The sequence below is a fragment of the Ralstonia pickettii genome (genome assembly GCF_016466415.2).
Classification (GTDB): domain Bacteria; phylum Pseudomonadota; class Gammaproteobacteria; order Burkholderiales; family Burkholderiaceae; genus Ralstonia; species Ralstonia pickettii.
On record NZ_CP066771.1, the window covers coordinates 2931683 to 2953809 of the forward strand.

Annotated in this window: 19 protein-coding genes and 1 pseudogene; 13 read left to right on the forward strand and 7 right to left on the reverse strand. The window is 65.6% G+C overall.

Annotation, left to right across the window (positions count from 1 at the left end; translation table 11 throughout):
- Positions 1-44 precede the first annotated feature (44 nt).
- From RP6297_RS13880 to glpK, 7 genes are all read left to right on the forward strand, one after another.
- Complete coding sequence (locus RP6297_RS13880; protein ID WP_009239736.1) at positions 45-1163, forward strand: ABC transporter ATP-binding protein; 1119 nt, start codon at positions 45-47, stop codon at positions 1161-1163.
- Positions 1150-2247: an ABC transporter ATP-binding protein gene (locus tag RP6297_RS13885; protein ID WP_009239735.1), complete on the forward strand. Its 1098-nt coding sequence runs from the start codon at positions 1150-1152 to the stop codon at positions 2245-2247. Before RP6297_RS13880 ends, RP6297_RS13885 begins: the two co-directional genes overlap by 14 nt.
- A complete protein-coding gene (locus RP6297_RS13890) occupies positions 2244-3134 on the forward strand; it encodes a carbohydrate ABC transporter permease (RefSeq protein ID WP_004637132.1) in 891 nt (296 codons plus the stop codon). Before RP6297_RS13885 ends, RP6297_RS13890 begins: the two co-directional genes overlap by 4 nt.
- Entirely contained in the window at positions 3127-3957 is an 831-nt protein-coding gene (locus RP6297_RS13895) for a carbohydrate ABC transporter permease (protein WP_009239734.1), read from the forward strand. Before RP6297_RS13890 ends, RP6297_RS13895 begins: the two co-directional genes overlap by 8 nt.
- 22 nt (positions 3958-3979) lie before the next feature.
- Positions 3980-4261 carry a DUF2160 domain-containing protein gene (locus RP6297_RS13900; protein WP_009239733.1) on the forward strand — a complete coding sequence of 94 codons (282 nt, stop codon included), beginning with the start codon at positions 3980-3982 and terminating at the stop codon, positions 4259-4261.
- A 153-nt stretch (positions 4262-4414) separates the two neighbouring features.
- A complete protein-coding gene (locus tag RP6297_RS13905) occupies positions 4415-6160 on the forward strand; it encodes an ABC transporter substrate-binding protein (protein ID WP_009239732.1) in 1746 nt (581 codons plus the stop codon).
- Between the two features lie 113 nt (positions 6161-6273).
- On the forward strand, positions 6274-7770 hold the full coding sequence (gene glpK, locus RP6297_RS13910; RefSeq protein ID WP_009239731.1) for a glycerol kinase GlpK: 1497 nt from the start codon (positions 6274-6276) through the stop codon (positions 7768-7770).
- Between the two features lie 67 nt (positions 7771-7837).
- On the opposite strand, the gene RP6297_RS13915 is transcribed toward glpK, so the two are convergent.
- Positions 7838-8203 (reverse strand): hypothetical protein, encoded by a 366-nt coding sequence (locus tag RP6297_RS13915; RefSeq protein ID WP_009239730.1) that lies wholly within the window; start codon positions 8201-8203, stop codon positions 7838-7840.
- 192 nt (positions 8204-8395) lie between these two features.
- On the opposite strand from RP6297_RS13915, the gene RP6297_RS13920 reads away from it, so the two are divergent.
- Positions 8396-9022, forward strand: coding sequence for a DUF1415 domain-containing protein (locus RP6297_RS13920; RefSeq protein WP_009239729.1), 627 nt, complete (start codon positions 8396-8398; stop codon positions 9020-9022).
- Positions 9023-9271: 249 nt separating this feature from the next.
- Here RP6297_RS13920 and RP6297_RS13925 read toward each other — a convergent pair whose 3' ends face one another.
- Positions 9272-10417 carry an IS481 family transposase gene (locus RP6297_RS13925; RefSeq protein ID WP_009239574.1) on the reverse strand — a complete coding sequence of 382 codons (1146 nt, stop codon included), beginning with the start codon at positions 10415-10417 and terminating at the stop codon, positions 9272-9274.
- Positions 10418-10592: 175 nt separating this feature from the next.
- Positions 10593-12206, reverse strand: a complete 1614-nt coding sequence (locus RP6297_RS13930) for a glucan biosynthesis protein (protein WP_009239728.1) — start codon at positions 12204-12206, stop codon at positions 10593-10595.
- A 276-nt stretch (positions 12207-12482) separates the two neighbouring features.
- On the opposite strand from RP6297_RS13930, the gene RP6297_RS13935 reads away from it, so the two are divergent.
- Both RP6297_RS13935 and tcuC read left to right on the forward strand, forming a co-directional pair.
- The gene (locus RP6297_RS13935; protein ID WP_009239727.1) at positions 12483-13724 is read left to right on the forward strand and encodes an AGE family epimerase/isomerase; all 1242 of its coding nucleotides are present in this window, start codon (positions 12483-12485) and stop codon (positions 13722-13724) included.
- A gap of 8 nt (positions 13725-13732) precedes the next feature.
- Positions 13733-15034, forward strand: a complete 1302-nt coding sequence (gene tcuC / locus RP6297_RS13940; RefSeq protein ID WP_009277260.1) for an MFS transporter — start codon at positions 13733-13735, stop codon at positions 15032-15034.
- 678 nt (positions 15035-15712) lie between these two features.
- Here the strand turns inward: tcuC and RP6297_RS13945 are convergent.
- Positions 15713-16804, reverse strand: coding sequence for an ABC transporter substrate-binding protein (locus RP6297_RS13945; RefSeq protein WP_009239725.1), 1092 nt, complete (start codon positions 16802-16804; stop codon positions 15713-15715).
- A gap of 284 nt (positions 16805-17088) precedes the next feature.
- Between RP6297_RS13945 and RP6297_RS13950 the strand changes: the two genes are divergently transcribed.
- On the forward strand, positions 17089-17886 hold the full coding sequence (locus tag RP6297_RS13950; RefSeq protein WP_009239724.1) for an AraC family transcriptional regulator: 798 nt from the start codon (positions 17089-17091) through the stop codon (positions 17884-17886).
- A gap of 29 nt (positions 17887-17915) precedes the next feature.
- Here the strand turns inward: RP6297_RS13950 and RP6297_RS13955 are convergent.
- Together RP6297_RS13955 and RP6297_RS13960 are read right to left on the reverse strand one after the other, a co-directional pair.
- Positions 17916-18163 (reverse strand): annotated as a pseudogene (locus RP6297_RS13955) (ATP-binding protein); the annotation flags it as partial.
- Between the two features lie 73 nt (positions 18164-18236).
- The gene (locus RP6297_RS13960; protein WP_009239722.1) at positions 18237-19157 is read right to left on the reverse strand and encodes an alpha/beta hydrolase family protein; all 921 of its coding nucleotides are present in this window, start codon (positions 19155-19157) and stop codon (positions 18237-18239) included.
- Positions 19158-19274: 117 nt separating this feature from the next.
- Here RP6297_RS13960 and RP6297_RS13965 point away from each other — a divergent pair, with 117 nt between their 5' ends.
- Together RP6297_RS13965 and RP6297_RS13970 are read left to right on the forward strand one after the other, a co-directional pair.
- Positions 19275-20231 (forward strand): helix-turn-helix domain-containing protein, encoded by a 957-nt coding sequence (locus RP6297_RS13965; RefSeq protein ID WP_009239721.1) that lies wholly within the window; start codon positions 19275-19277, stop codon positions 20229-20231.
- Between the two features lie 89 nt (positions 20232-20320).
- Positions 20321-21085 carry a PepSY-associated TM helix domain-containing protein gene (locus tag RP6297_RS13970; RefSeq protein ID WP_009239720.1) on the forward strand — a complete coding sequence of 255 codons (765 nt, stop codon included), beginning with the start codon at positions 20321-20323 and terminating at the stop codon, positions 21083-21085.
- 71 nt (positions 21086-21156) lie between these two features.
- On the opposite strand, the gene RP6297_RS13975 is transcribed toward RP6297_RS13970, so the two are convergent.
- Positions 21157-22020, reverse strand: a complete 864-nt coding sequence (locus RP6297_RS13975; protein ID WP_009239719.1) for a MurR/RpiR family transcriptional regulator — start codon at positions 22018-22020, stop codon at positions 21157-21159.
- Positions 22021-22127 lie beyond the last annotated feature (107 nt).

Genomic DNA, 22127 nt, shown 5'->3' on the forward strand with positions numbered 1-22127 from the left:
GCCAAGACATCAAGAAATCAAAGCAATAAGACGGGAGACATCAATTGATTCTGGAACTGGACCAGGTTACGGCCATGGTCGGGGCGCAGACGCATCTGTACCCGACCAGCCTGCGGCTGGCGCCCGGCGCCATCAACGTGCTGCTGGGGCCGACGCAAGCCGGCAAGACCACGCTGATGCGCATCATGGCCGGGCTTGACCGGCCGACCACCGGCCGCGTACTGGTCGACGGCAAGGACGTGACGGGCGTAGGGGTGCGCGATCGCAATCTGGCGATGGTGTACCAGCAATTCATCAACTACCCGGCGATGACGGTGTACGACAACATCGCCTCGCCGCTGCGCCTGCAGGGCACCAACAAGGGCGAGATCGACACGCGCGTGCGGGCCGTCGCCTCCAAGCTGCACATCGACCATCTGCTGCAGCGCCTGCCGGCCGAGCTGTCCGGTGGACAGCAGCAACGCTGCGCGCTGGCCCGGGCACTCGTCAAGCGGGCGCCGCTGGTACTGCTGGACGAGCCGCTCGTCAACCTCGACTACAAGCTGCGCGAAGAACTGCGCGCCGAGCTGGCATCGCTCTTTGCCGACGGCGGGACGACCGTCGTGTACGCCACCACGGAGCCGCAGGAAGCGCTGCTGCTGGGCGGCCACACCGTCGTCATGCATGAAGGCCGCGTGCTGCAAGACGGCCCGACGCTCGACATGTACGAAGTGCCGGTGTCGGTCAACGCAGCGGCCATCTTCAACGACCCGCCGATGAACGTGCTGGACGCCACCGTGGTGGAAGGCAACCAGATCCGCCTGCCACAAGGCATTGACGTTGCATGGACGCGCCCGCTGCCGATGGCGGCCGGCACGCGCTGCCGCATCGGCCTGCGTCCGAGCCACATCCGCCTGGCGCCGCGCAACGGTGGCGCAGTTGCCCTGCCGGGCACCGTGGAACTGGCGGAGTTGTCGGGTTCCGAAACGTATCTGCACGTGCGCGCACACGCCGCTGGCCAGTCGAACACGATCGGCCTGGTCGCGCAGTTGCCGGGTGTGCATGAGTTCGAACTGGGTGCGGCGCTGGACGTGTTTGTCGATCCGGCCGAACTGTTCCTGTTCGACGATGCGGGCAAGCTGGTGAGCGCGCCCAAGCAGGGAGGCGCACATGGCACGCATTGAATTCCGCAACCTGGGGCACAGCTACCGCCCCGATCCGCAAAACCTGAGCGACTACGCGCTGCAGCCCATGAACATGACCTGGCGCGACGGCGGTGCGTATGCCCTGCTCGGTCCGTCGGGCTGCGGCAAGTCCACGCTGCTGAACATCATCTCGGGGCTGCTGACGCCGTCCGAAGGGCAGGTGCTGTTTGACGACCGTGACGTCACGCACGCCAGTCCGCGCGAGCGCAACATCGCGCAGGTGTTCCAGTTCCCGGTCATCTACGACACGATGACCGTGTTCGACAACCTCGCCTTCCCGCTGCGCAACCGCAAGACGCCGGAAGCCGAAGTGAAGAAGCGCGTGGAGGAAGTGGCCGAGATCCTCGAGCTGCAGCACGCGCTCAAGCGTCGCGCCTCTGGTCTGGCGGCCGACGCCAAACAGAAGATCTCGCTGGGCCGTGGCCTGGTGCGCAAGGACGTGGCAGCCATCCTGTTCGACGAGCCGCTCACCGTCATCGATCCGCACCTGAAGTGGCAACTGCGCCGCCAGCTCAAGAAGATTCACCAGCAGCTCAAGCTCACACTGATCTACGTGACGCACGACCAGGTGGAAGCGCTGACCTTTGCCGACGAGGTGGTCGTCATGACCGAAGGCAAGGTGGTGCAGCAAGGCGGGCCGGAAGCGCTGTTCGAGCGGCCGGACCATACCTTCGTCGGCTACTTCATCGGCAGCCCGGGCATGAACCTCTACCCGGTGACGGTGGATGGTGACGTGATCGCGCTGGGCGATCAGCGCCTGTCGGTGGGGCGCGACACGCTTGCCACGCTCAAGCACGCAAACGGTTCGCTCAAGCTCGGCATTCGGCCGGAATTCGTGCAACTGGCCGCACCCGGCGAAGTCGGCACCGTCGCCGCCAACGTCCATCAGGTGCAGCAACTGGGTACGCACCAGCTGCTGACCGCCACCCTGGGCGAGGCCGGCGGCCTGCCCATCAAGGCCAAGCTGCCGAATGAAGTGAGCGTGACCGAATCGCGCGTGTGGCTGCGCCTGGATGCGCCGCAGACGCTGTACTACAGCAATGACGAGAGGATCGGCCGATGAACAAGCCGCTCAACAACAAGGCGTGGTTCCTGATCCTGCCGGTGTTCCTGTGCGTGGCGTTCTCCGCCATCCTGCCGCTGATGACGGTGGTGAACTACTCGGTGCAGGACATCATCAGCCCCGAGCAGCACGTGTTCGTGGGCGTGGACTGGTTCCGCCAGATCCTGCGCGACGGCGATCTGCAGGACGCGCTCACGCGCCAGTTGATCTTCTCGCTGTGCGTGCTGGCCGTGGAAATTCCGCTGGGCATCGGCCTGGCGCTGTCGATGCCCTCCAAGGGCTGGAAGGCTTCGGCCGCACTGGTGGTGCTGGCCATGCCTCTGCTGATTCCCTGGAACGTGGTCGGAACGATCTGGCAGATCTTCGGGCGCTCCGATATCGGCTTGGCCGGCTACTGGCTCAACCAGATGGGCATCGACTACAACTACACGTCGCACTCGTTCGACGCGTGGATCACCGTGCTCATCATGGACGTGTGGCACTGGACGCCGCTGGTGGCGCTGCTGGCGTATGCCGGCCTGCGCTCGATCCCGGATGCGTTCTACCAGGCCGCCGAGATTGACGGCGCCAGCCGCCTGGCCGTTTTCCGCTACATCCAGCTGCCGAAGATGCGCGGGGTGCTGATGATCGGCGTGCTGCTGCGCTTCATGGACAGCTTCATGATCTACACCGAGCCGTTCGTGCTGACCGGCGGCGGCCCGGGCAACGCGACGACGTTCCTGTCGCAATACCTGACGCAGAAGGCGGTCGGTCAGTTCGACCTGGGCCCGGCAGCGGCATTCTCGATTGTGTACTTCCTCATCATCCTGCTGTTCTGCTTCGTCCTCTACAACTGGATGCAACGCATGGGCAGCGCGAGCACGGCCGTGGGAGACGACCATGCGTAAGAACAACAACAACGAACACCAGCGCAAGATCGCCCGCGCGATCACTCTGGCGGTGTATGTGGCATTTGCCGTGCTACCGCTGTACTGGATGCTGAGCATGTCGCTCAAGACCAACGAGGAGACGCTGGCCGGCTTCTCGATCTGGCCGAAGCTCGTCACGTTCGACAACTACAAAATCATCTTCACCGACCCGTCGTGGTACTGGGGTTACATCAACTCCATCATCTACGTCACGATGAACACGGTGCTCTCGACCGTGGTAGCGCTGCCGGCGGCCTACGCCTTCTCGCGCTACCGCTTCCTGGGCGACAAGCACATGTTCTTCTGGCTGCTGACGAACCGCATGACGCCGCCCGCGGTGTTCCTGCTGCCGTTCTTCCAGTTGTATTCGACGGTCGGCCTGATGGACACGCACCTGGGCGTGGCGCTGGCCCACATGCTGTTCAACGTGCCGCTGGCGGTGTGGATTCTAGAAGGCTTCATGTCGGGCATCCCTCGCGAGATTGACGAGACGGCCTACATCGACGGCTACAGCTTCCCCAAGTTCTTCCTGAAGATCTTCCTGCCCCTCATCAAGGCAGGCGTGGGTGTGACGGCGTTCTTCTGCTTCATGTTCAGTTGGGTGGAACTGCTGCTCGCGCGCACGCTCACCTCGGTCGATGCCAAACCCATCACCGCGGTGATGACGCGCACGGTGTCGGCCTCGGGCATGGATTGGGGCGTGCTGGCTGCAGCCGGTGTGCTGACGATCATTCCGGGTGCGCTGGTGATCTGGTTTGTGCGGAACTACATCGCGAAGGGTTTCGCGATGGGCCGCGTCTAAAACAAGAACGGGAGACACAGCCATGTTCAGCTGGATGGCCTGGACGCCCGAAGTGGCGATCTTCTTTGGCTGCATCGCCTTGATGCTGGCCAGCATGACGGTGTGGGAAGTGGCCCGCCCGACGGTGGAGCGCAAGGGCTTCCTGCCCATTGCCACCACGCGCGGCGACCGCCTCTTCATTGGCTTGCTGACCGCGGCCTATATCAACCTGGCGTGGGTTGGGCTCACGTCGGAAGAGACCAGCGCCTGGGGCGGCTTCATCGCCTCGATGGTGGTGCTGATCATCGTGATGTGGCGCGGCTGAGTTAGAAGGCAACCTCGATTACGCAAGACCGGAAGTCTCGGCAGAATGCCGCGCTTCCACGCCCTTGTGGGCACACGCATTCCACCACGCTCCCCGCGTCGGAATGTCGGATGTTTTCGCTGCGGGGAGAACAAAAAGCACGAGGAGATACCGATGAAAACATCCTGGCGCATGACGCTTCAGATCAGTGCCATCGCACTGGCAAGCGCCCTGGCAGTCGGCGCAGCCCATGCCGGCGAAGCCGAAGCCAAGAAGTGGATCAGCAGCGAATTCCAGCCCAGCACGCTGTCGCAAGACAAGCAGATGGCGGAAATGAAGTGGTTCATGGACGCCGCCGCCAAGCTCAAGGCCAAGGGCGTAACCGAAATCCACGTCGTGTCGGAAACGCTCGACACGCATGCGTATGAATCGAAGACGCTGGCCAAGGCCTTCGAAGAAATCACCGGCATCAAGGTCAAGCACGACATCATGCAGGAAGGCGATGTCGTCGAAAAACTGCAGACCTCGATGCAATCGGGCAAGAGCATCTATGACGGCTGGATTTCCGACTCCGACCTGATCGGCACACACTACCGCTACGGCGTGATCATGCCGCTGTCCGATTACATGGCGGGTGAAGGCAAGGAGTTCACCAACCCGGGCCTGGACCTGAAGGATTTCATCGGCACGAGTTTCACCACCGCGTCCGACGGCAAGCTGTACCAGTTGCCCGACCAGCAGTTCGCCAACCTGTACTGGTTCCGCGCCGACTGGTTCGCCCGCAAGGACCTGCAAGACAAGTTCAAGGCCAAGTACGGCTACGACCTGGGCGTGCCCGTCAACTGGACTGCCTATGAAGACATCGCCAACTTCTTCACCAACGACGTGAAGGAGCTCGACGGCAAGCGCGTCTACGGCCACATGGACTACGGCAAGAAGGATCCGTCGCTCGGCTGGCGCTTTACCGATGCATGGCTGTCGATGGCCGGCTCCGCCGACAAGGGCATCCCGAACGGCCTGCCGGTGGACGAATGGGGCATCCGCGTGGATGACAAGGACAAATGCACCCCGGTGGGCGCTTCGGTCTCGCGCGGCGGCGCCACCAACAGTCCGGCCGCCGTGTACGCCCTCACGAAGTACATCGACTGGATGAAGAAGTACGCCCCGCCCGAAGCGACCGGCATGACCTTCAACGAAGCCGGCCCGGTGCCCGCACAAGGCCACATCGCCCAGCAGGTGTTCTGGTACAGCGCCTTCACCGCGCCGATGACCAAGCCGGGCCCGGTCGTGAACGCCGACGGCTCGCCGAAGTGGCGCATGGCCCCGTCGCCGCACGGCCCGTACTGGAAGGACGGCATGCAGAACGGCTACCAGGACGTCGGCTCGTGGACGTTCTTCAAATCCACCCCGTTCGAGCGCCGCTCGGCCGCGTGGCTGTACGCCCAGTTCGTCACGTCGAAGACCGTGTCGCTCAAGAAGTCGATCACCGGCCTCACGTTCATTCGTGACTCCGATATCCACAGCGACTACTTCACCAAGAACGCGGCCAAGTACGGCGGCCTGATCGAGTTCTACCGCAGCCCGGCCCGCGTGGCCTGGACGCCGACCGGCAACAACGTGCCCGACTATCCGAAGCTGGCGCAGCTCTGGTGGAAGAACGTCGCCACGGCCGTCACGGGCGAGAAGACGCCGCAAGGCGCGATGGACAACCTGGCCAAGGAAATGGACCAGGTGATGGGCCGCCTGCAGCGCGCCGGCATGAAGAACTGCGCGCCCAAGCTGAACCCGGAAAGCGATCCGTCGAAGTGGCTGTCGACCGAACACGCCCCGTGGAAGAAGCTCGACAACGAGCGTCCGAAGGGTGAGACGGTGGCCTACGACAAGCTGCTCGCAGCCTGGAAGGCCGGCAAGGTACGTTAATTCGCATGCCCGCCGGTCGACCAAACATCGGCCGGCGGGCTACCATGCCTGCTTCCGTTTTACCCACCGCCGGACAGGTTCACTCCGGCCCGGCGGTCACCTGAATCTGCCTTATGGAATACCTCCTCGCGCTCGACCAGGGCACGTCCAGCTCACGCGCCATCGTCTTCAACCGCGCCGGCCAGATCGTCGCCAGCGCCCAGCAGGAGTTTCCCCAGCATTTTCCGCAGCCCGGCTGGGTGGAGCATGATCCGTTCGACATCTGGAACAGCCAACTCGCCACCTGCCGCGCCGCACTTGAACAAGCGAAGCTCTCCGCCGCCGACATGGCCGCGCTCGGCATCACCAACCAGCGCGAAACCACCATGGTGTGGGAGCGCGCCACAGGCAAACCGATCTTCAACGCCATCGTCTGGCAGGACCGCCGCACCGAAGCCATCTGCGAGCGCCTGCGCGCCGAGGGCCTGGAAGACGAGGTGCGCAAGCGCACCGGCCTGATCATCGACCCGTATTTTTCCGCCACCAAGCTGCGCTGGATTCTTGACCACGTGGACGGCGCCCGCGAGCGCGCCGCGCGTGGCGAACTCGCCTTCGGCACCATCGACAGCTGGCTCGTATGGCAACTCACACGCGGCCGCCTCCATGTGACCGACGTATCGAACGCGTCCCGCACGATGCTGTGGAACATCCACACGGGCGAATGGGATGCGGATCTGATGCGCGCGCTGGACATTCACCCGAGCCTGTTGCCCGAGGTGCATCCGTCTGCGTACCAGTTTGGGCAGACCGATGCGGACTGGCTCGGCGCTTCGCTCACCATCGGCGGCATTGCCGGCGACCAGCAATCCGCGCTCTTCGGCCAAGCCTGCTTCAAGCCCGGCATGGCAAAGAACACCTACGGCACGGGCTGCTTCATGCTGCTCAATACCGGCGACAAGGCGGTCCAGTCGCACAACGGCCTGATCAGCACGGCGGCATGCCAGAGCGGCACGAAGCGCAGCTACGCGCTCGAAGGCAGTGTGTTTGTGGGCGGCGCGGTCGTGCAGTGGCTGCGCGACGGCCTGCGCGCGATCCAGCGGTCCGCCGACGTCGAAGGGCTGGCCGCCTCGGTGCCCGATTCCGGCGGTGTGGTGTTCGTGCCGTCGTTCACAGGCCTGGGGGCGCCGTACTGGGACCCTACCGCACAAGGCGCCATCGTCGGCCTGTCACGCGGCACCACCATCGGCCACATCGCTCGTGCGGCACTCGAATCCATCGCCTTCCAAAGCACGGCACTGCTGCAGGCCATGACGCGCGATGCCGTTTCCACCATCTCGGAACTGCGCGTCGATGGCGGTGCCTCGGCCAACAACCTGCTGCTGCAGTTCCAGGCAGATTTGCTGGGTATTCCGGTGGTGCGTCCGGAGATCATCGAGACAACGGCGCTCGGCGCGGCTTACCTGGCGGGCATCGCAACCGGCTTCTATCGTGATGAAGCGGAAGTCGCCCAGCAATGGCGTGCCTCGCGCACGTTCCACCCGGTCATCAGCCGCGACGAGGCGGCGCATCGCATCGCCCAATGGGAAATGGCCGTTGCGCAGGTCCGCCTGCCGACAACGCGCGGCCACTGAAGGCAAACCCGGCAACCAGAAAAAAGGCGACCCTCGGATCGCCTTTTTTCATGGTTCGGCCGGCGCCTTACTTGCCTTCGCTGTTCGGCGTCTGGGCGGGGCCGCCTTGTTCGCTCATCGCTTCCTTGCGCTTGGCGCGAGCCTCCTTCTTCTCAGCCTTGCGGTTGGCCTTGGCAGCCTTCTTTTCTTCCTTGTAGGCAGCCTTGGCGTCGGCCTTGCGAGCCTTGTACTCGTCGCTTGCAGCCTTGTCGTCGATGCGCTTCTGAACCAGCGGGTCAGACGACGAAGTGGCCGGCCCGTCTTGCGGGGCGGTCTGCACGGTGCCGGTGGTCTGCGGTGAAGTCTGCGGAGCCGGCGTCATCTGTGCGAAAGCAGCCGACGCAGCAAACGAGGCGGCAACGGCAAGGGCGGTTTTCAGGCGCAGTTCAATCATGGTTGAGCTCCTTCTTTTACAAAAACACGGAATGGACGGACCACATAAGCGGCGCACGAGCCGCCCGAAGTGATCTCGGCGCACATCAACGGCGCGCGCCGGACGTTGCAAATCACAACGTCTACACCGTCGCAAGAAACGCTCCCGACCCATCGACTACACTGCCCGCTGTCTCTTCCCTGCCCGCACGCCGTGTCTGACCACGCCCCCGATTTCGTCCTGCTGGATCCCCCCGCCGATGCCGTCAACTTGGACGCAAACGCCGCCGCCCTTCATGTCGCGACGGTACAGCGCTGGTTGGAAGACGCCGTCATTGGTCTGAACCTCTGCCCCTTCGCCAAGGCCGTCCACGTCAAGCGGCAGGTTCGATACGTCGTCAGCCGCGCCACGATGGACGGCGACGTGCTCGACCACCTGCGTGCCGAAGCGGACCTGCTGCACGCCTCCCCCGCCGCACAGATCGACACCACGTTGCTGATCGTCCCCGCCCTTGCCGACTTCCTCGATTTCCATTCGCTCACGGAGCGGGCTGAATCCGTGCTCGCCAAGGCCGGCTACGAAGGCGAACTGCAACTGGCCAGCTTCCACCCCGAATTCGTCTTCGCCGACGCAGAGCCTGACGACATCGCCAACGCCACCAACCGCGCGCCCCTCCCCATCCTGCATCTGCTGCGCGAAGACAGCATCGCCCGCGCCGCCGCGGCCGTGCCCGACGCAGCGGACATCTACGAACGCAATATCGCGACGATGGAAAAGCTGGGCCCCGAAGGCTGGGCAGAAATGGCAAAGAAGTTCGGCAAGACACCGCCCCGCGATTAACCAACTGACCAAAGGCAGCGACGGTTTGGCCGTCCCTGCCCTAGATGGCGCCTTGAATTTCTGTTGCAGGGAGGAAAAAGAAGGGAGGCCTGTCTGAGCGCAGCGAGTTTGCCTCCCTTCCCTCCGTGCGACATAAATTCAAGGAGTGGGTCGCCATCTCGGGCGCGCCTTTCTTTGCTTACTTTCTTTGGCAAGATGTATGGACCGGGGACATAGGTGACAGGTGTGCGAGGACATGGTTGACACATGTCAGCAGTCATCGGGCAGGTTCAGATCGATACGGCCAAGGTGTTGGTGAACGAAGTACAGATCGAATTGATCCCTGTGTTTAGGGTCGGGGCGCAATGCCACCGGCAAGCCGTGCAGGGCATTGGAGAGCTTGAAGCGCCAACTCCTGAAGCGTAGCTCCCCATTCCATCCGACGTTGAGGACGATGTCCTGCGGGCTGTACTCGATCGGTGCCAACGTAGACGGATACGGTCGCGGGCTGGGCCGGTAGCGTGTGATGGGCGTGGCCAGGTCGATGGCCTGGTGCGGGCGCTCGCAGTTATAGACGGTGCGCCAAGCATCCAGCGCGTGCTGGACCGCGTCGCAAGAGGCGAAGTAGCGCCCGGCCAGGGCCTCGGCCTTGAGCGTGCGGTGGAAGCGCTCGTCCTTGCCGTTGGTCTGCGGGTGGGCGGGGCGGCTGTAGCTCAGGCGCACACCGAGGCGGATGAGCCAGACGCCCAGGCCCGTGAGTTGCCCCGGCCGGGTGGGACTGCCCCAAGGTGCGCCGTTATCGGCGTTGATGCGCAGCGGCAGCCCATAGCGCTCGAAGGCCTGGCGCAAGTGACGCTGCACGACCGCGCTCTGCGTCTGCGTGCAGGCCGCCAGCACCAGGTTGAAGCGGGAGTGATCGTCGATCACGGTCAGCGGCGAGCAGCGCTGGCCGTCGGCCAACGCGAACCCGCCCTTGAAATCCATCTGCCAGAGTTGGTTCGGTTCAGCGTGCTCAAAGCGCTGCCAGGGCGTGGAGGCGTCTGAGGCTTCGGGTGCAATCAACCCATACCGATGCAGGATGGAGGTCACGGTGCTGGGCGCCGGTACATCACTCCAGCCCAAGTCGGCCAAGCGGCGGCTGATCTTGCGCCCGCCCCACGCAGGATGCTGCTGGCGTAACGCGATGACGGCCTGTTCAAGCTCGGCCTCGGTACGCATCGGGCTGTGCGAGGGACGGCGCGTCCGGTCAGCCAGTCCGGCGTCCCCCGACTCAACGTAACGAGCCAGCCACTTGTAGCCGGTTTGCGGGCTGATGCCGAACCGCCGACACAGCTCGCGCCGGTTACAGCCTTCCTGCCGGGCCAATAGAACGAATTCCTGACGAAGGCTCATGGTGTCTCGTGTGCTCCAGGGCATGGCCTGACCTCCGAGCGAATGTGCCGCTCAAAGTGTCAACCATGTCCTCGCACACCTGTCACCTATGTCCCCGGTCCATACAGCAAGACAAAGAAAGTGAGTCGCCCCCGGCAGGGGGTGAAACAAGAGATGGACCGGCACCAGCCATAAAAGCCGACGCCCCAAGAAACCAGTCTCACATGCCTCGATCCACCGGCGGCGTCCACTGATACGCCCAAGTCTCAGAAAGCAACCGCTCCCCCGACTGCAACGTCAGCAACAACTCAATCGGCGCATTGCTCGCATCCGGCACCACATCAAACATCGCCCGGACACCATCGATGCTTGCGAGCGGCCGCGCCGACGCAATCTCCACCCGCCCGCGCGAGGCGCGTATGGCAGGCTCCACAGTCGACCCCGCCGTGCTGCGCCCCAGCCGAGACAGCTCGCCGCCGGCAAAGTCCACCACGAAGCGCCACGAGAAGTATTTGCGCGGCTGCCCCACCACGCCGCCAATGCCCGTGCGCGTCGCGACCACACGCGCCAGCGGTGAGGCCGCCGCGGGTTGCGCGCCCCACGTCAGCCGATAACCGAACGCCAGTTCCTGCCCGGCATGCGGCGCAACGGCGGGCCGCCAGAAGGCGACGATGTTGTCGAACGTTTCATCGTTGGCGGACAGCTCCACCAGTTCCACCGCGCCTTCACCCCAGTCGTGCGTGGGCTCGACCCACACGCTCGGGCGCTTCTCGTAGAACACGCCGTCATCCTGGTAATGATCGGGATTGCGGTCGCGCTGCAGCAGGCCGAAGCCGCGCGGGCTGTCGTCGGCAAAGCGCTGGCTGCGCAGCACGGGCGGATTGGCCAGCGGCCGCCAGATCCACTCGCCCGAGCCACGCCAGATGGCCAGGCCATCGGAATCATGGATTTCCGGGCGCCAGTCCGATGCGCGCCAGCGACGTGCGGCGCTATGGCGATCGCCGGCGCGGTCGGTCCGGTCGTTCTCGCCGTAGAGGAACATGCTGGTCAGCGGGGCGATGCCCAGACGTTCGATCGGCTTGCGCACGTACAACGTGGCCGCCACGTCCATCACGAGCGTGTCGCCGGGGCGGATGTCAAAGCGGTAGATGCCGGCCACGCTCGGAGAATCGAGCAGCGCATAGACGCGCGCCGTATCGGCATCGGCGGCCGGGCGCACCAGCCAGAATTCAGTGAAGTCCGGAAACTCTTCTGCGCGAGGCAACCCCGTATCAATCGCCAGGCCGCGCGCCGACATGCCGTATTGCCACTGCCCGCCGACGGCGCGAAAGTAGCTGGCACCCAGGAAGGCCGCCACATCGCGCGTCGGGTCCGCCTTGGTCGTCAGCCGGAAACCGGCGAAACCAAGATCGGCCGGCAGCGCCTGGCGGGCCAGTCCGCTCTGGCCGTAATCGAACATGGCCGGGTCGTAGGCAATCAGGCGGGCATGGCCGTCCACCACCTCGTGCATCTGGACAGCCGACTTGAAGAACAGCCCGAGGTGGAAGAACCTGGCCTCGAACGGCAAGTGCTGGCCGGCCCACAATGCGTGATCGGGGCGATAGCCAATCGATTGATAACCGTCCCAGCCCAGCGTGACCAGCGGCTTGGGCAACTGCGTGCTGCGGGGCCGGTATGGCCTTGTGGCCAAGGCCCGAGCGCGCGCCAGCAGGCGGGCTTCGTCAAACGGTTCGGAGGCGCCAGCGGCGGTGCCGGGCGTGGCGCTGCGGGACAAACCAGGAGCCAGGGCAAGCAGCCCGGCGGCCAACTGCTTGAGCAGGTCGCGACGGAGCATGGATCGGGGCGGGACCAGGGGAATGAGCCAGGGGTGATTCATCTTCGCACAACCCACGCCCAGGCAGCATCCGGTAAAAACCTTTCATTGGACCCACAACCCTGCGCCGTGACCGGGATTGCGCCAGTTGTGCGTGGCGCGGGGCCGCCAGTTGGAGCACAATCCCGGGTCTGTTCGCATGTACAACGCATATACGTCGCCTATGGTGAACAGAACAGATTCGAGCAATCGGCCTGGCTAAACGGGTCGACGCCCGCCACGATCATCACGGCGCCCATGCTTTCACAATCCTCCACGCCCCCGCTGCCCGATACGGCCTCGACTGAACCGTCCCCCGCCATTGCGGCTGCGCTGGAGTCATTCGGCCGCTACTACGACGACGTCCTGCTGCCCATGTGGCTGGGGCCCGGCTGGAATGCACAGGCCGGCCTCTGCTATGAGGCGCTCATCGTCGACAACGGCGCGCTGGTGCCGGCATCCACCGCGCGCTACCGGGCGATGGCGTGTGCGCGGCAGCTGTATACCTTCGCGCGTGCCACACAGCTCTCCAGGCGCCACCGCGATCTCTGCGCCGAACGCGCCGCTGCCCTGTGCCACGCGCTGGACACGCGCTTTCGCGACACGATCCACGGCGGCTGGCTGTTTGCGATCGACAGTACGCTGGCCCCGCACGACACCACCAAGGATCTGTACACGCACGCGTTCGTGCTGTTTGCCGCCGCACACTGGCTTGCCGTGAGCGGCGACCCACGTGCGGCCGCGCTGATGCATGACGCGCACGACGTGATCGCCCGCAGCTTTGCGCGGGCCGGGGTCAAACCGCTGCCGGTCGCGTCCATGGACGCCAGGTTCAGCACCACGCTGGCCGGCGTCGCGCAGAACCCCGTGATGCACCTGACCGAGGCCTACCTGGCCGCCGCCGCGCTCGACGAACCGCCCGCCTGGGCCGAGACCGGGGTGCGCACGCTGGCCGAGGGCATCCTCGCGCGCTTCATCGACACGCGCACGGGCAGCATCGCCGAGTTACCAATCGACGAGGCCAGCACCGACAACCGCATCGAACCCGGTCACCAGTTCGAATGGTTCTACCTCGTACGCGCGCACGCCGATGTCTTTACGCGCTCCGAAGCCGGCCTCCATCTGGCCGAGAGCCTTGCCCGCGCGGTGGACGCAGCCTGCGCCGACGGCGTGGATGCCGACACCCAGGGCGTGTGCCTGTCGCTCAATCTGGACGGCACGATGCGCGACGCCAGCCAGCGCATCTGGGCGCAGACCGAATACGGCCGCGCCCTCGCGCTGTGCACCGAAACGCAGGGCGCCATGCTCGCGCGCCTGCTGCCGGTGTGGTCGGCGCGCTTCCTGCACGCACAAGGCTGGAACGAGGTCATCGACCCGGCCGGCCAGCGCCTGCGTGCCGACATGCCGTCGAGCACGCCATACCACATCACCACCTTTTACGAGGCGGCCCGCAGTTCGCTGTCCGGCTCGCCCACACGTTGTACCCAAGCTGTTGAATGACATCCACCATGCATACCACCAACCCCAATGAATCCAAGGCTCGCACCGTCTTCCGGGTGGTCAGCGGCAACTTCCTGGAGATGTACGACTTCATGGTCTACGGCTATTACGCCAAGGCCATTGCCGACACCTTCTTCCCCGCCGGCAACGAGTTCCTCTCGCTGATGCTGTCGCTGGTGACCTTTGGCGCCGGCTTCCTGATGCGGCCCCTGGGGGCAATCTTCCTGGGCGCGTACATCGACCGTCACGGCCGCCGCACCGGGCTGATCGTCACGCTGGCGCTCATGGCCTGCGGCACCCTGTTGATCGCGCTGGTGCCGGGCTACGCCACCATCGGGCTGGCGGCGCCGCTGCTGGTGCTGATCGGCCGGTTGCTGCAGGGCTTCTCGGCCGGCGTGGAGCTGGGCGGTGTGTCGGTCTACCTGGCCGAAATCGCCACCCCGGGCAAGAAGGGCTTCTTCGTGAGCTGGCAGTCGGCCAGCCAGCAGGTGGCGGTCATGTTTGCCGCGCTGCTGGGCGTGCTGATGTCGTACCTGCTGCCGCCGTCGGAGATGAGCGCCTGGGGCTGGCGCGTGCCGTTCCTGATCGGCTGCCTGATCGTGCCGTTCCTGTTCATCATCCGCCGTTCGCTGCAGGAAACGGAAGAGTTCCAGAAGCGCAAGCACCGTCCGGACCTGCGCGCCGTGTTCCGCTCGATGGGCCAGAACTGGCGCCTGGTAGGCGCGGGCACGCTGATGGTCGTGATGACCACGGTATCGTTCTACCTGATCACCGCCTACACGCCGACCTTCGGCAAGAGCGTGCTGCACCTGTCCGACATGGACAGCCTGATCGTCACGCTGTGCGTGGGCGCCTCGAACTTCTTCTGGCTGCCGGTAATGGGCGCCGTATCTGACCGCGTCGGCCGCCGCCCGCTGCTGATCCTCTTTACCGTGCTGATGCTGGTGACGGCCTACCCGGCCATGCAGTGGCTGGTTGCTGCACCGTCGTTCGCCCGCATGCTGACCGTGCTGCTATGGCTGTCGTTCCTGTACGGCAGCTACAACGGCGCGATGGTCGTCACGCTTACTGAAATCATGCCGCCGGAAGTGCGCACCACCGGTTTCTCGCTGGCGTATAGCCTCGCCACGGCCATCTTCGGTGGCTTCACCCCGGCGATTGCCACATGGCTGATCCACGAGACGGGCAACAAGGCCATGCCTGGCGTGTGGGTGTCGTTTGCTGCGCTGTGCGGGTTGATTGCCACGCTGGCGATCGTCAAGCCGGCGGGCAGGCATGAGCATGGGGCGGGCACGGCGCCTGTGGCCTGACGGGCATTTGGGATGAAGGAACGCCTCTTGGAGGGGAATCTCTCTGAGGGGCGTTTTGATTTTCGGCTTTTGTTTTCTTCTGGGATTTTTTTGTGGTCCACCCCCCTTTCGTTCCCTGCCGGGACCGACTCACTTTTCTTTGTCTTGCCAAAGAAAAGTAAGCAAAAGAAAGGCGCGCCCGAGATGGCGATACCCCCTTGAATTTGTGTGACCGTGCGGGGAAGGAGGCAAACTCGCTGCGCTCAGACAGCCTCCTTCCTTGATCCGCCCGCTCACAAAAATTCAAGGCGCCATCAAGGGCTCAACGTCAAAAGAGAAAGGCCAACCCATCGTACGGTTGGCCTCTTCGTTTGGGCTGGCGCCCCGAGGGTTTGGGTTTGTCCTTTGACCTTCCTGCCCTAGATGGCGCCTTGAATTTCTGTTGCAGGGAGGAAAAAGGAAGGGAAACTGTCTGAGCGAAGCGAGTTTTTCCCTTCCCCTCCCTGCGACATAAATTCAAGGAATCTGTCGCCATCTCGGGCGCGCATTTCTTTGCTTACTTTCTTTGGGCAAGACCAAAGAAAGTGAGTCAGCCCCGGCAGGGGATGAAACAAGGGATGCACCACCAACAAAGCCCCCCCCCGTTCCTCCTCACTCCCAACCCTGCCATTCAGCACAACAAGCTTCACGCGCCCAGCGCTACTGAATCACCAGCCCATTCGGCCCCACCACGCCCAGCTCCACATAGTGCGAGCCCGGACGCGTGCGGTCGGAGAAATCCACCACAAATCCGCCCCCCACGTCGAAGTTGCGCAGATGGGCCAGCTCACGGCGCACCTGGTCGCGCGTGGGTTTGGGGCCGGCGCGGCGCACTGCTTCGGCCAGCACCTTGGCGGCCACAAAGCCTTCCACCGCGCGGAACGACAGTTCGACATCCTTTGCGCCCACGGCCGCGCGTGCGCGGTTGAATTCGCGGATGACCGGGTTCACGCCCTTGCCGGGGTTGGGCATCACGAGCGCCAGCGAATAGCCGCGCACCGCATCGATGCCGGCCACCTTGAGCAGAATGCCCGGATCAATCGACGACAGCCCAAGCAGTTGCGCGCCGCCACCGCGCGCGCGGTATTGCTTGATGAACTGCGCGGCGGGTTCGGCCGTGGCGCCCAGGAAGATGGCCTGCAAATCGGCGCCGAGCAGCTTGTCGACGGCGGCGCTCACCGAAGCCGTATTGCGTGGGTACGAAGCCGTACCGCCCATCGTGAGTTTGTACGGCTTGAGCGCGCGCTCCACGCCTGTCAGCACCTCCTTGCCGAGCGCATCGTCCTGATACAGCACGCCGATGCGCGTGACACCAATGGTGACGAGCGCGCTCACCATCTTGTCGATCTCTTGCCGGTAGCTGGCCTTGATGGGAAACACCAGCGGATCGCCGGTCATGCTGGACGCCCCGGTGGCCGGGCCGACCAGCGGCAGGTTGGCTTCGGTCAGCACGCCGCTGCGCATGAGCGCTTCCACATTGGCGGTGCCGACCACGGTAAGCGCCGCCACCGGGTTGTCGATCTTGGCCATGTCGCGCACGTTGCGGACGGTCTGTTCGACCTTCTGCTCGTCGTCGCGGGCGACCAGGCGAATGGTCTCGCCGTTGATACCGCCGTCCAGGTTGAGCCAGTCGAAATACAGCCGTGCGCCCGCATTGAGCGCCCGCCCCGTCGCGGCTTGCGTGCCGGACAGCGGCAAAGACTGGATGATGCTGATGTCGGCGTGGGCCGCTGGCGCTGTCAACGCAGCCATGCATGCCACACACGCGGCAAGCGCGGCCCACGGCCGCAACCACCCCATCGCTCCGCGCGCCCCCCGGCTGCGCGTGTGATTTCCCGTTTGCATTGTTCGCACCCATGTCGCCGCGTGCCTCGTGGGCAACGGCGTTTTTTTGTCGAGACCGCTTCTGCGGTCCGCTTTCTAGTGTGGCGCCCACCCTCGTCGACGCCGGGCGATAGCCTGCCATCGACCTCCGGCTTCGACAAGTCCTGCCGGCGCATTTACACTGGCCCGACTGTTTCTGTCGCAAACCCGCCATGCCACAGCGCCTCCTGCCCACCGATATCGAAGGCCGCACGCCGCCCTCGGCGGCGCATCCAGTACGGCTCTACACGCGGCAGATGGAGGCCAACACGCGGTTTCCGCGCCACACGCATCCCTGGGCGCAAGTGGCGTACAGCCACAACAGCGTGCTGCGCGTGCAGGCCGGCGACACCGCCTGGGTGGTCCCGCCCTCGCGGGCGATCTGGATTCCGCCCGGCATCGAACACGAAGTGTGGGTGGTGGAGGCGGCCTTCCTGCGGACGCTGTATGCCGACCCGTCCGTGGTGACGGGCACGCTCGCGCAGTGCCGCGTCATGGAGGTGTCACCGCTGCTGCGCGAGCTGATTGCAGCGATGGACGTCCGCCAACCGCTGCCGGCCGCGCGCGAGCAGGCGCTGGCCATGCTGATCCTCGACGAGCTGCGCCGCAGCGCACCGCTGCCGCTGGATCTGCCCATGCCCGCCGACAAGCGCTTGCGCGCCCTGTGCGAACGCGTGATGGCCGACCCCGGCACCCCGCTCACGTTCGATGCGCTCGCCCGCGATGTGGGCGCCAGCGCACGCACGCTGGCGCGGCGCTTCCGGGACGAACTGGGTGTGAGCTTTTCGCAGTGGCGCCAGCAGGCGGTGCTCGCCAGTGCCATCCCGATGATGTCGCAGGGGATGCCGCTGTCGCGCGTGGCACAGGAGCTGGGTTACAACAGCCAAAGCGCGTTCTCGGCGATGTTCCGCCGGGCGTTCGGCAGCAGCCCGAGCGCGTTTCTGCATCGACCGGGCGGCGACGAGGCTTAGCGCGCCTACAACGCCCGGACCTGCTGCGCCTACAGCGGTGGGATCGTCATCGCCGGCAGCAGCACCGCAAACCGCGCCCCGCCCGCCGCTGCCGCATCGAGGCGAACGTCACCGCCATGCACGAGCGCAATACGCCGCACGATCGCCAACCCCAGACCGAAGCCGCCGCTGTGGCGATCGCGGCTGGCATTCAGGCGCAGGCACGGCTCGAACACGCGTGCGATCCGGCTGGGGGGATGCGCGGGCCGCCGTCTTTCACCGTCAGGCGCATCGAACCCGAGGGGCCGGCTCCAGCGCATTTGATGAAGGCGTTGCGGGCCGCGGGCGGCATGGCGGATCAGGGCGCTCACTCAAGCGAGGGCATCGAGCCACGCCACGGTTTCGCGCCACCACGGCGCACCGGACGATGCGCGGAAGAAGCCCATGTGGCCGACGCCCTTGGCACCCAGCGCCGCGCCGTTCACCTGGCGGCGCGTGACGCGCGTGGCAGGCAACTGCGCGATGAGCGCGTCGATGGCGTTGGCGGGCGCCATCGGATCATCGTCGAAACCCCAGGCGAGCAGCGGCACGGCGAGCCTCGGATAGCGTGAGGTATCCAACCCGGCACGCCGCGCGAAGAGGTAGCCGCGCCGCCGGGCAAAGCGCGCCCAATCGCCCAGGATGGCGGCCGGAATCGCCATCGGCCCCATGCCGACGGCCGCCAGCGGCAGCATGCCGCCGCGCACGCGCGCCACCGCCAAGGGAATCCGCACCTGCAGCAGCCACGCGAGCTGCGGACGGGTCAGCGGCCCACGCCACGGCCAGAGCCGCGCATTCGCCAGCGACACCGCCACGTGCACCAGCGCATCCGCATGCACGATGTGCGGCGCCAGGCCCGCCAGCTGCCCGCCCGCGCTGTGGCCGAGCACCACCAGCCTGCGTCCGCTGCAGCCCTCGGGGACGAGCGTGTCGTGCACCCATTTCAGCACCGCGTCGATGTCGTGCCGGCCCCAGTCGGCAAAGCGTGGCGTGCCCGGGCCGGTTGCTGCCGCCTCGCCAATGCCGCGGTAGTCGAACGTCACCACACGCCAGCCCGCCAGGCACAGCGCCCGCGCAAACGCCGCGTAGAACTGGCGCGGCACGCCCAGCGCCGAGCAGATCACCACCGTGCCGTGCGCGCCCAGCCCAGGGCTGGTGACCGTCACGGGCAGCGTCCAGCCGTCGACCGTGCGGACGTGATCGTCGCGGGTGGGAAGAGCATCGGCGGGGTAGTCGATCGGTTCGCGCTGCATGGGCACTCCGCTCGGGCTATCAAGTTGGGATGGACCGAGTATTGGCGCCGCCGGATGCGGTCACAATTACGCGGCAGGTAATCGCGGCAGCTACCCGACTCTGCTTCAATAGGTGACATGACCCCCGCCAAGCCTGCCTCCTCATCCCAGACTTCGTCCGCCACCGACGACACCCTCATGCTTGAAGACGCCGCCGATGCCGCTCCAGAGGCAAATGAGCCGCCCGAAGCTGCGCGGTCGCGCTTCCCGCAGTTGCTGCGTTTCTGGCGGACACGGCGTGGGTACAGCCAGTTGGCGCTGGCCCTGGCGGCAGGTGTGTCGCAACGGCATGTGAGCTTTCTGGAATCGGCCCGCGCGGCGCCCAGCCGCAACATGATCCTGCAACTGGCCGAGGAGCTGAACGTGCCGCTGCGCCATCGCAACCAGATGCTGCTGGCGGCCGGTTTCGCGCCCGCCTATTCCGAGCAGGGCCTAGCCACGCCGCCCGATGAAACCTCGCCGATGATGCAAGCGGTGCGGCATGCGGTGAAGCTGATTCTTGATAAGCAGGCGCCGTATCCGGCCATCGTGCTCGACCGCTTCTGGCATGTGCTCGATGCGAATGCCGCGCATCGCCGCCTGATGCGCTGGGCCATCGGCGACGACCGGTCAGAAGGCGCGCCGGGCGCGGTCAACATGATGAAGCTGGTATTCGACCCGGCCGCGCTGTGGCCCGCCATCGCCAACCGCGATGCCGTCGGCCGCCACCTGGCCCGGCGCGTGCGGCAGGAACTGGCCCTGCAAGCCATCGACCCCGCCACGCAGCGGCTGCTGCACGACATCCGCGCGCTGCAACCGGCGCTGTTCGATGCGGCGGAGGCGCCGTTGCCCCCCTCCTCCCACGCGCAAGACACCGGTGATCCGCCGCCCTTCCTGCCGATCTCACTGCAGCGCGACGGCGTGACGATCTCGCTGTTCTCCACGCTCACCACGCTGGGCACACCGCGCGATGCGGGGCTGCAGGAGATGCGCATCGAGTGCTTTTATCCGGCAGACGAGGCGTCGCGACGGGCGCTGGAGCGTATTACGCTGTAAGCGTCCGGCAATTGCAACGAGAATCATTCTCATCTATATTGGCCGGTCATTTGTCTTCCTCCGGCGGCCCTTGCGCCGCCTTGTGCTTCATGACTGACCTGTCCCATCCCCCGCTTTCGGCTGAGCCGGCCGCCACCGCTCGCCAGACGAAGGCCAAATCCGAACACCCGGCCAACCGCCGCGCCACGATCGTCCGCTGGCTGCGCAAGACGCATGGCTGGTTCGGCCTGTGGGGCGCCGTGATGGGCCTGATCTTTGGCGTGTCGGGCATCTGGCTGAACCACCGTGCGGTGTTGAAGCTGCCCGTGGCGCAACAGCGCATCAATACGCAGATCGCCCTGCCCGACCCGGTGCCGGCCACGCCCGAAGCAATGGCCGCGTGGCTGCAGCAGACGCTGAACACGCCGGAGCCGGCCAGCCGCACACGCGTGGAAAAGGCCAAGCCGGTGGCCTGGGCCGAGCGCCCGGCCAAGGGCGAAGGCGCCAAGGATGAGAAGAACGCCGACGCACCGCGCGAACCCGCCGCCAAGCCGCTGATGCAGCCCGAGCAATGGACCTTCAACTTTGGCAGCGCCACCTCGCAAATCCAGGCGGAATACTGGGCCGGCAACCGCTCGGTAGCGATCCGCCAGACCGACAACGGCTTCCTGGGCACGCTGATGAACCTGCACAAGGGCGTCGGCATGACGGTGCCGTGGATTCTGCTGGTGGATACGCTGGCCGGCTGCCTGATCTTCCTGTCGATCTCGGGCCTGTGGCTGTGGGCGATGACCACCAAGCGCCGCACGGTCGGCTGGACGATCTTCGGCTTGGGGAGTCTGCTGGCGCTCGGGCTGGCGATTTCGCGGCTCTGAGTGCCGCATCTTTGGAGGATGGCGCCCGCGTGGCGCTATTTTTTTCGCCTTCGACGCGCCGCCGCCGTCGGTTACGGGCGATCAACGCTGCGCTCGGTCAGCAGCCGCTGGATTGCCCGCATGCGGGCGCGCACCATCTCATCGCGGCGTTGCGCCACGCAGGTCATCAGGATTTCGATAACGGTCAGATGCACGAGGTACGCCTCGGTGCCGACTCGCATCACCGCATCTTCCGGCACGTCCACCGTCAGCGCGATCTGCGCGCGCTCGGCCAGCGGCGTGCCCGCCTGGGTGATGGCGATCACGCACGCGCCCTGCTCGGCCGCATAGGCGATCGACTCGAGCAGATACGGCATGCGCCCCACGTGCGAGAACGCCACCACAACGTCGGACGCGCCCAGCATGGCCGCCGACACGAGTTGCAAATGCGCATCGAAGTAGGCGTTGGATGCCAGCCCCAGCCGCATGAGCCGCGCCTGCATATCGTTCGCCATGAACGATGAAGCCGCACCGGCTGCATAGCAATCGACGCGGCGCGCGCGGGCGATGCGCTCGGCGGCGGCGTCGACCTGCGTGGTGGACAGCGATTCACGTAGCTTGGCCAGCGCCCGCGTGGCGCCATCGATGACCTTGCTCGCCACCAGCGCCGGCGGGTCTGCCCGGCCGACATGGCCTGGCAGCGTCGGCTGCGCGTGTGCCAGCTCGGCGGCCAGCGTGGCCTTGAACTCGCGCAAGCCTTCGAAACCGAGCGCCTGGCACATCCGCACGATGGTCGGCATCGACACGCCGGCGCGAACGGCCAGCGTCTCCACCGATTGTTCGAGCGACAGCTCCGGCGCTTCCAGAATCAACCGCGCCACGCCCTGCTGCGCCGGCGAGAGCGCGGGCAGCTGGTCGCGCAAGGCGTTGAGCAAGGGAACAGAGAACGAAGGCATGGCGGTACGTGGGGGGCAAACGGAAATCGGCGTCGCCAGTGTAGCGGGAGCCCCGCCCCGCGCCGCCCGTCCGAGGGAAAACCCCCAAGAATCTGTAAGCCGGCGGT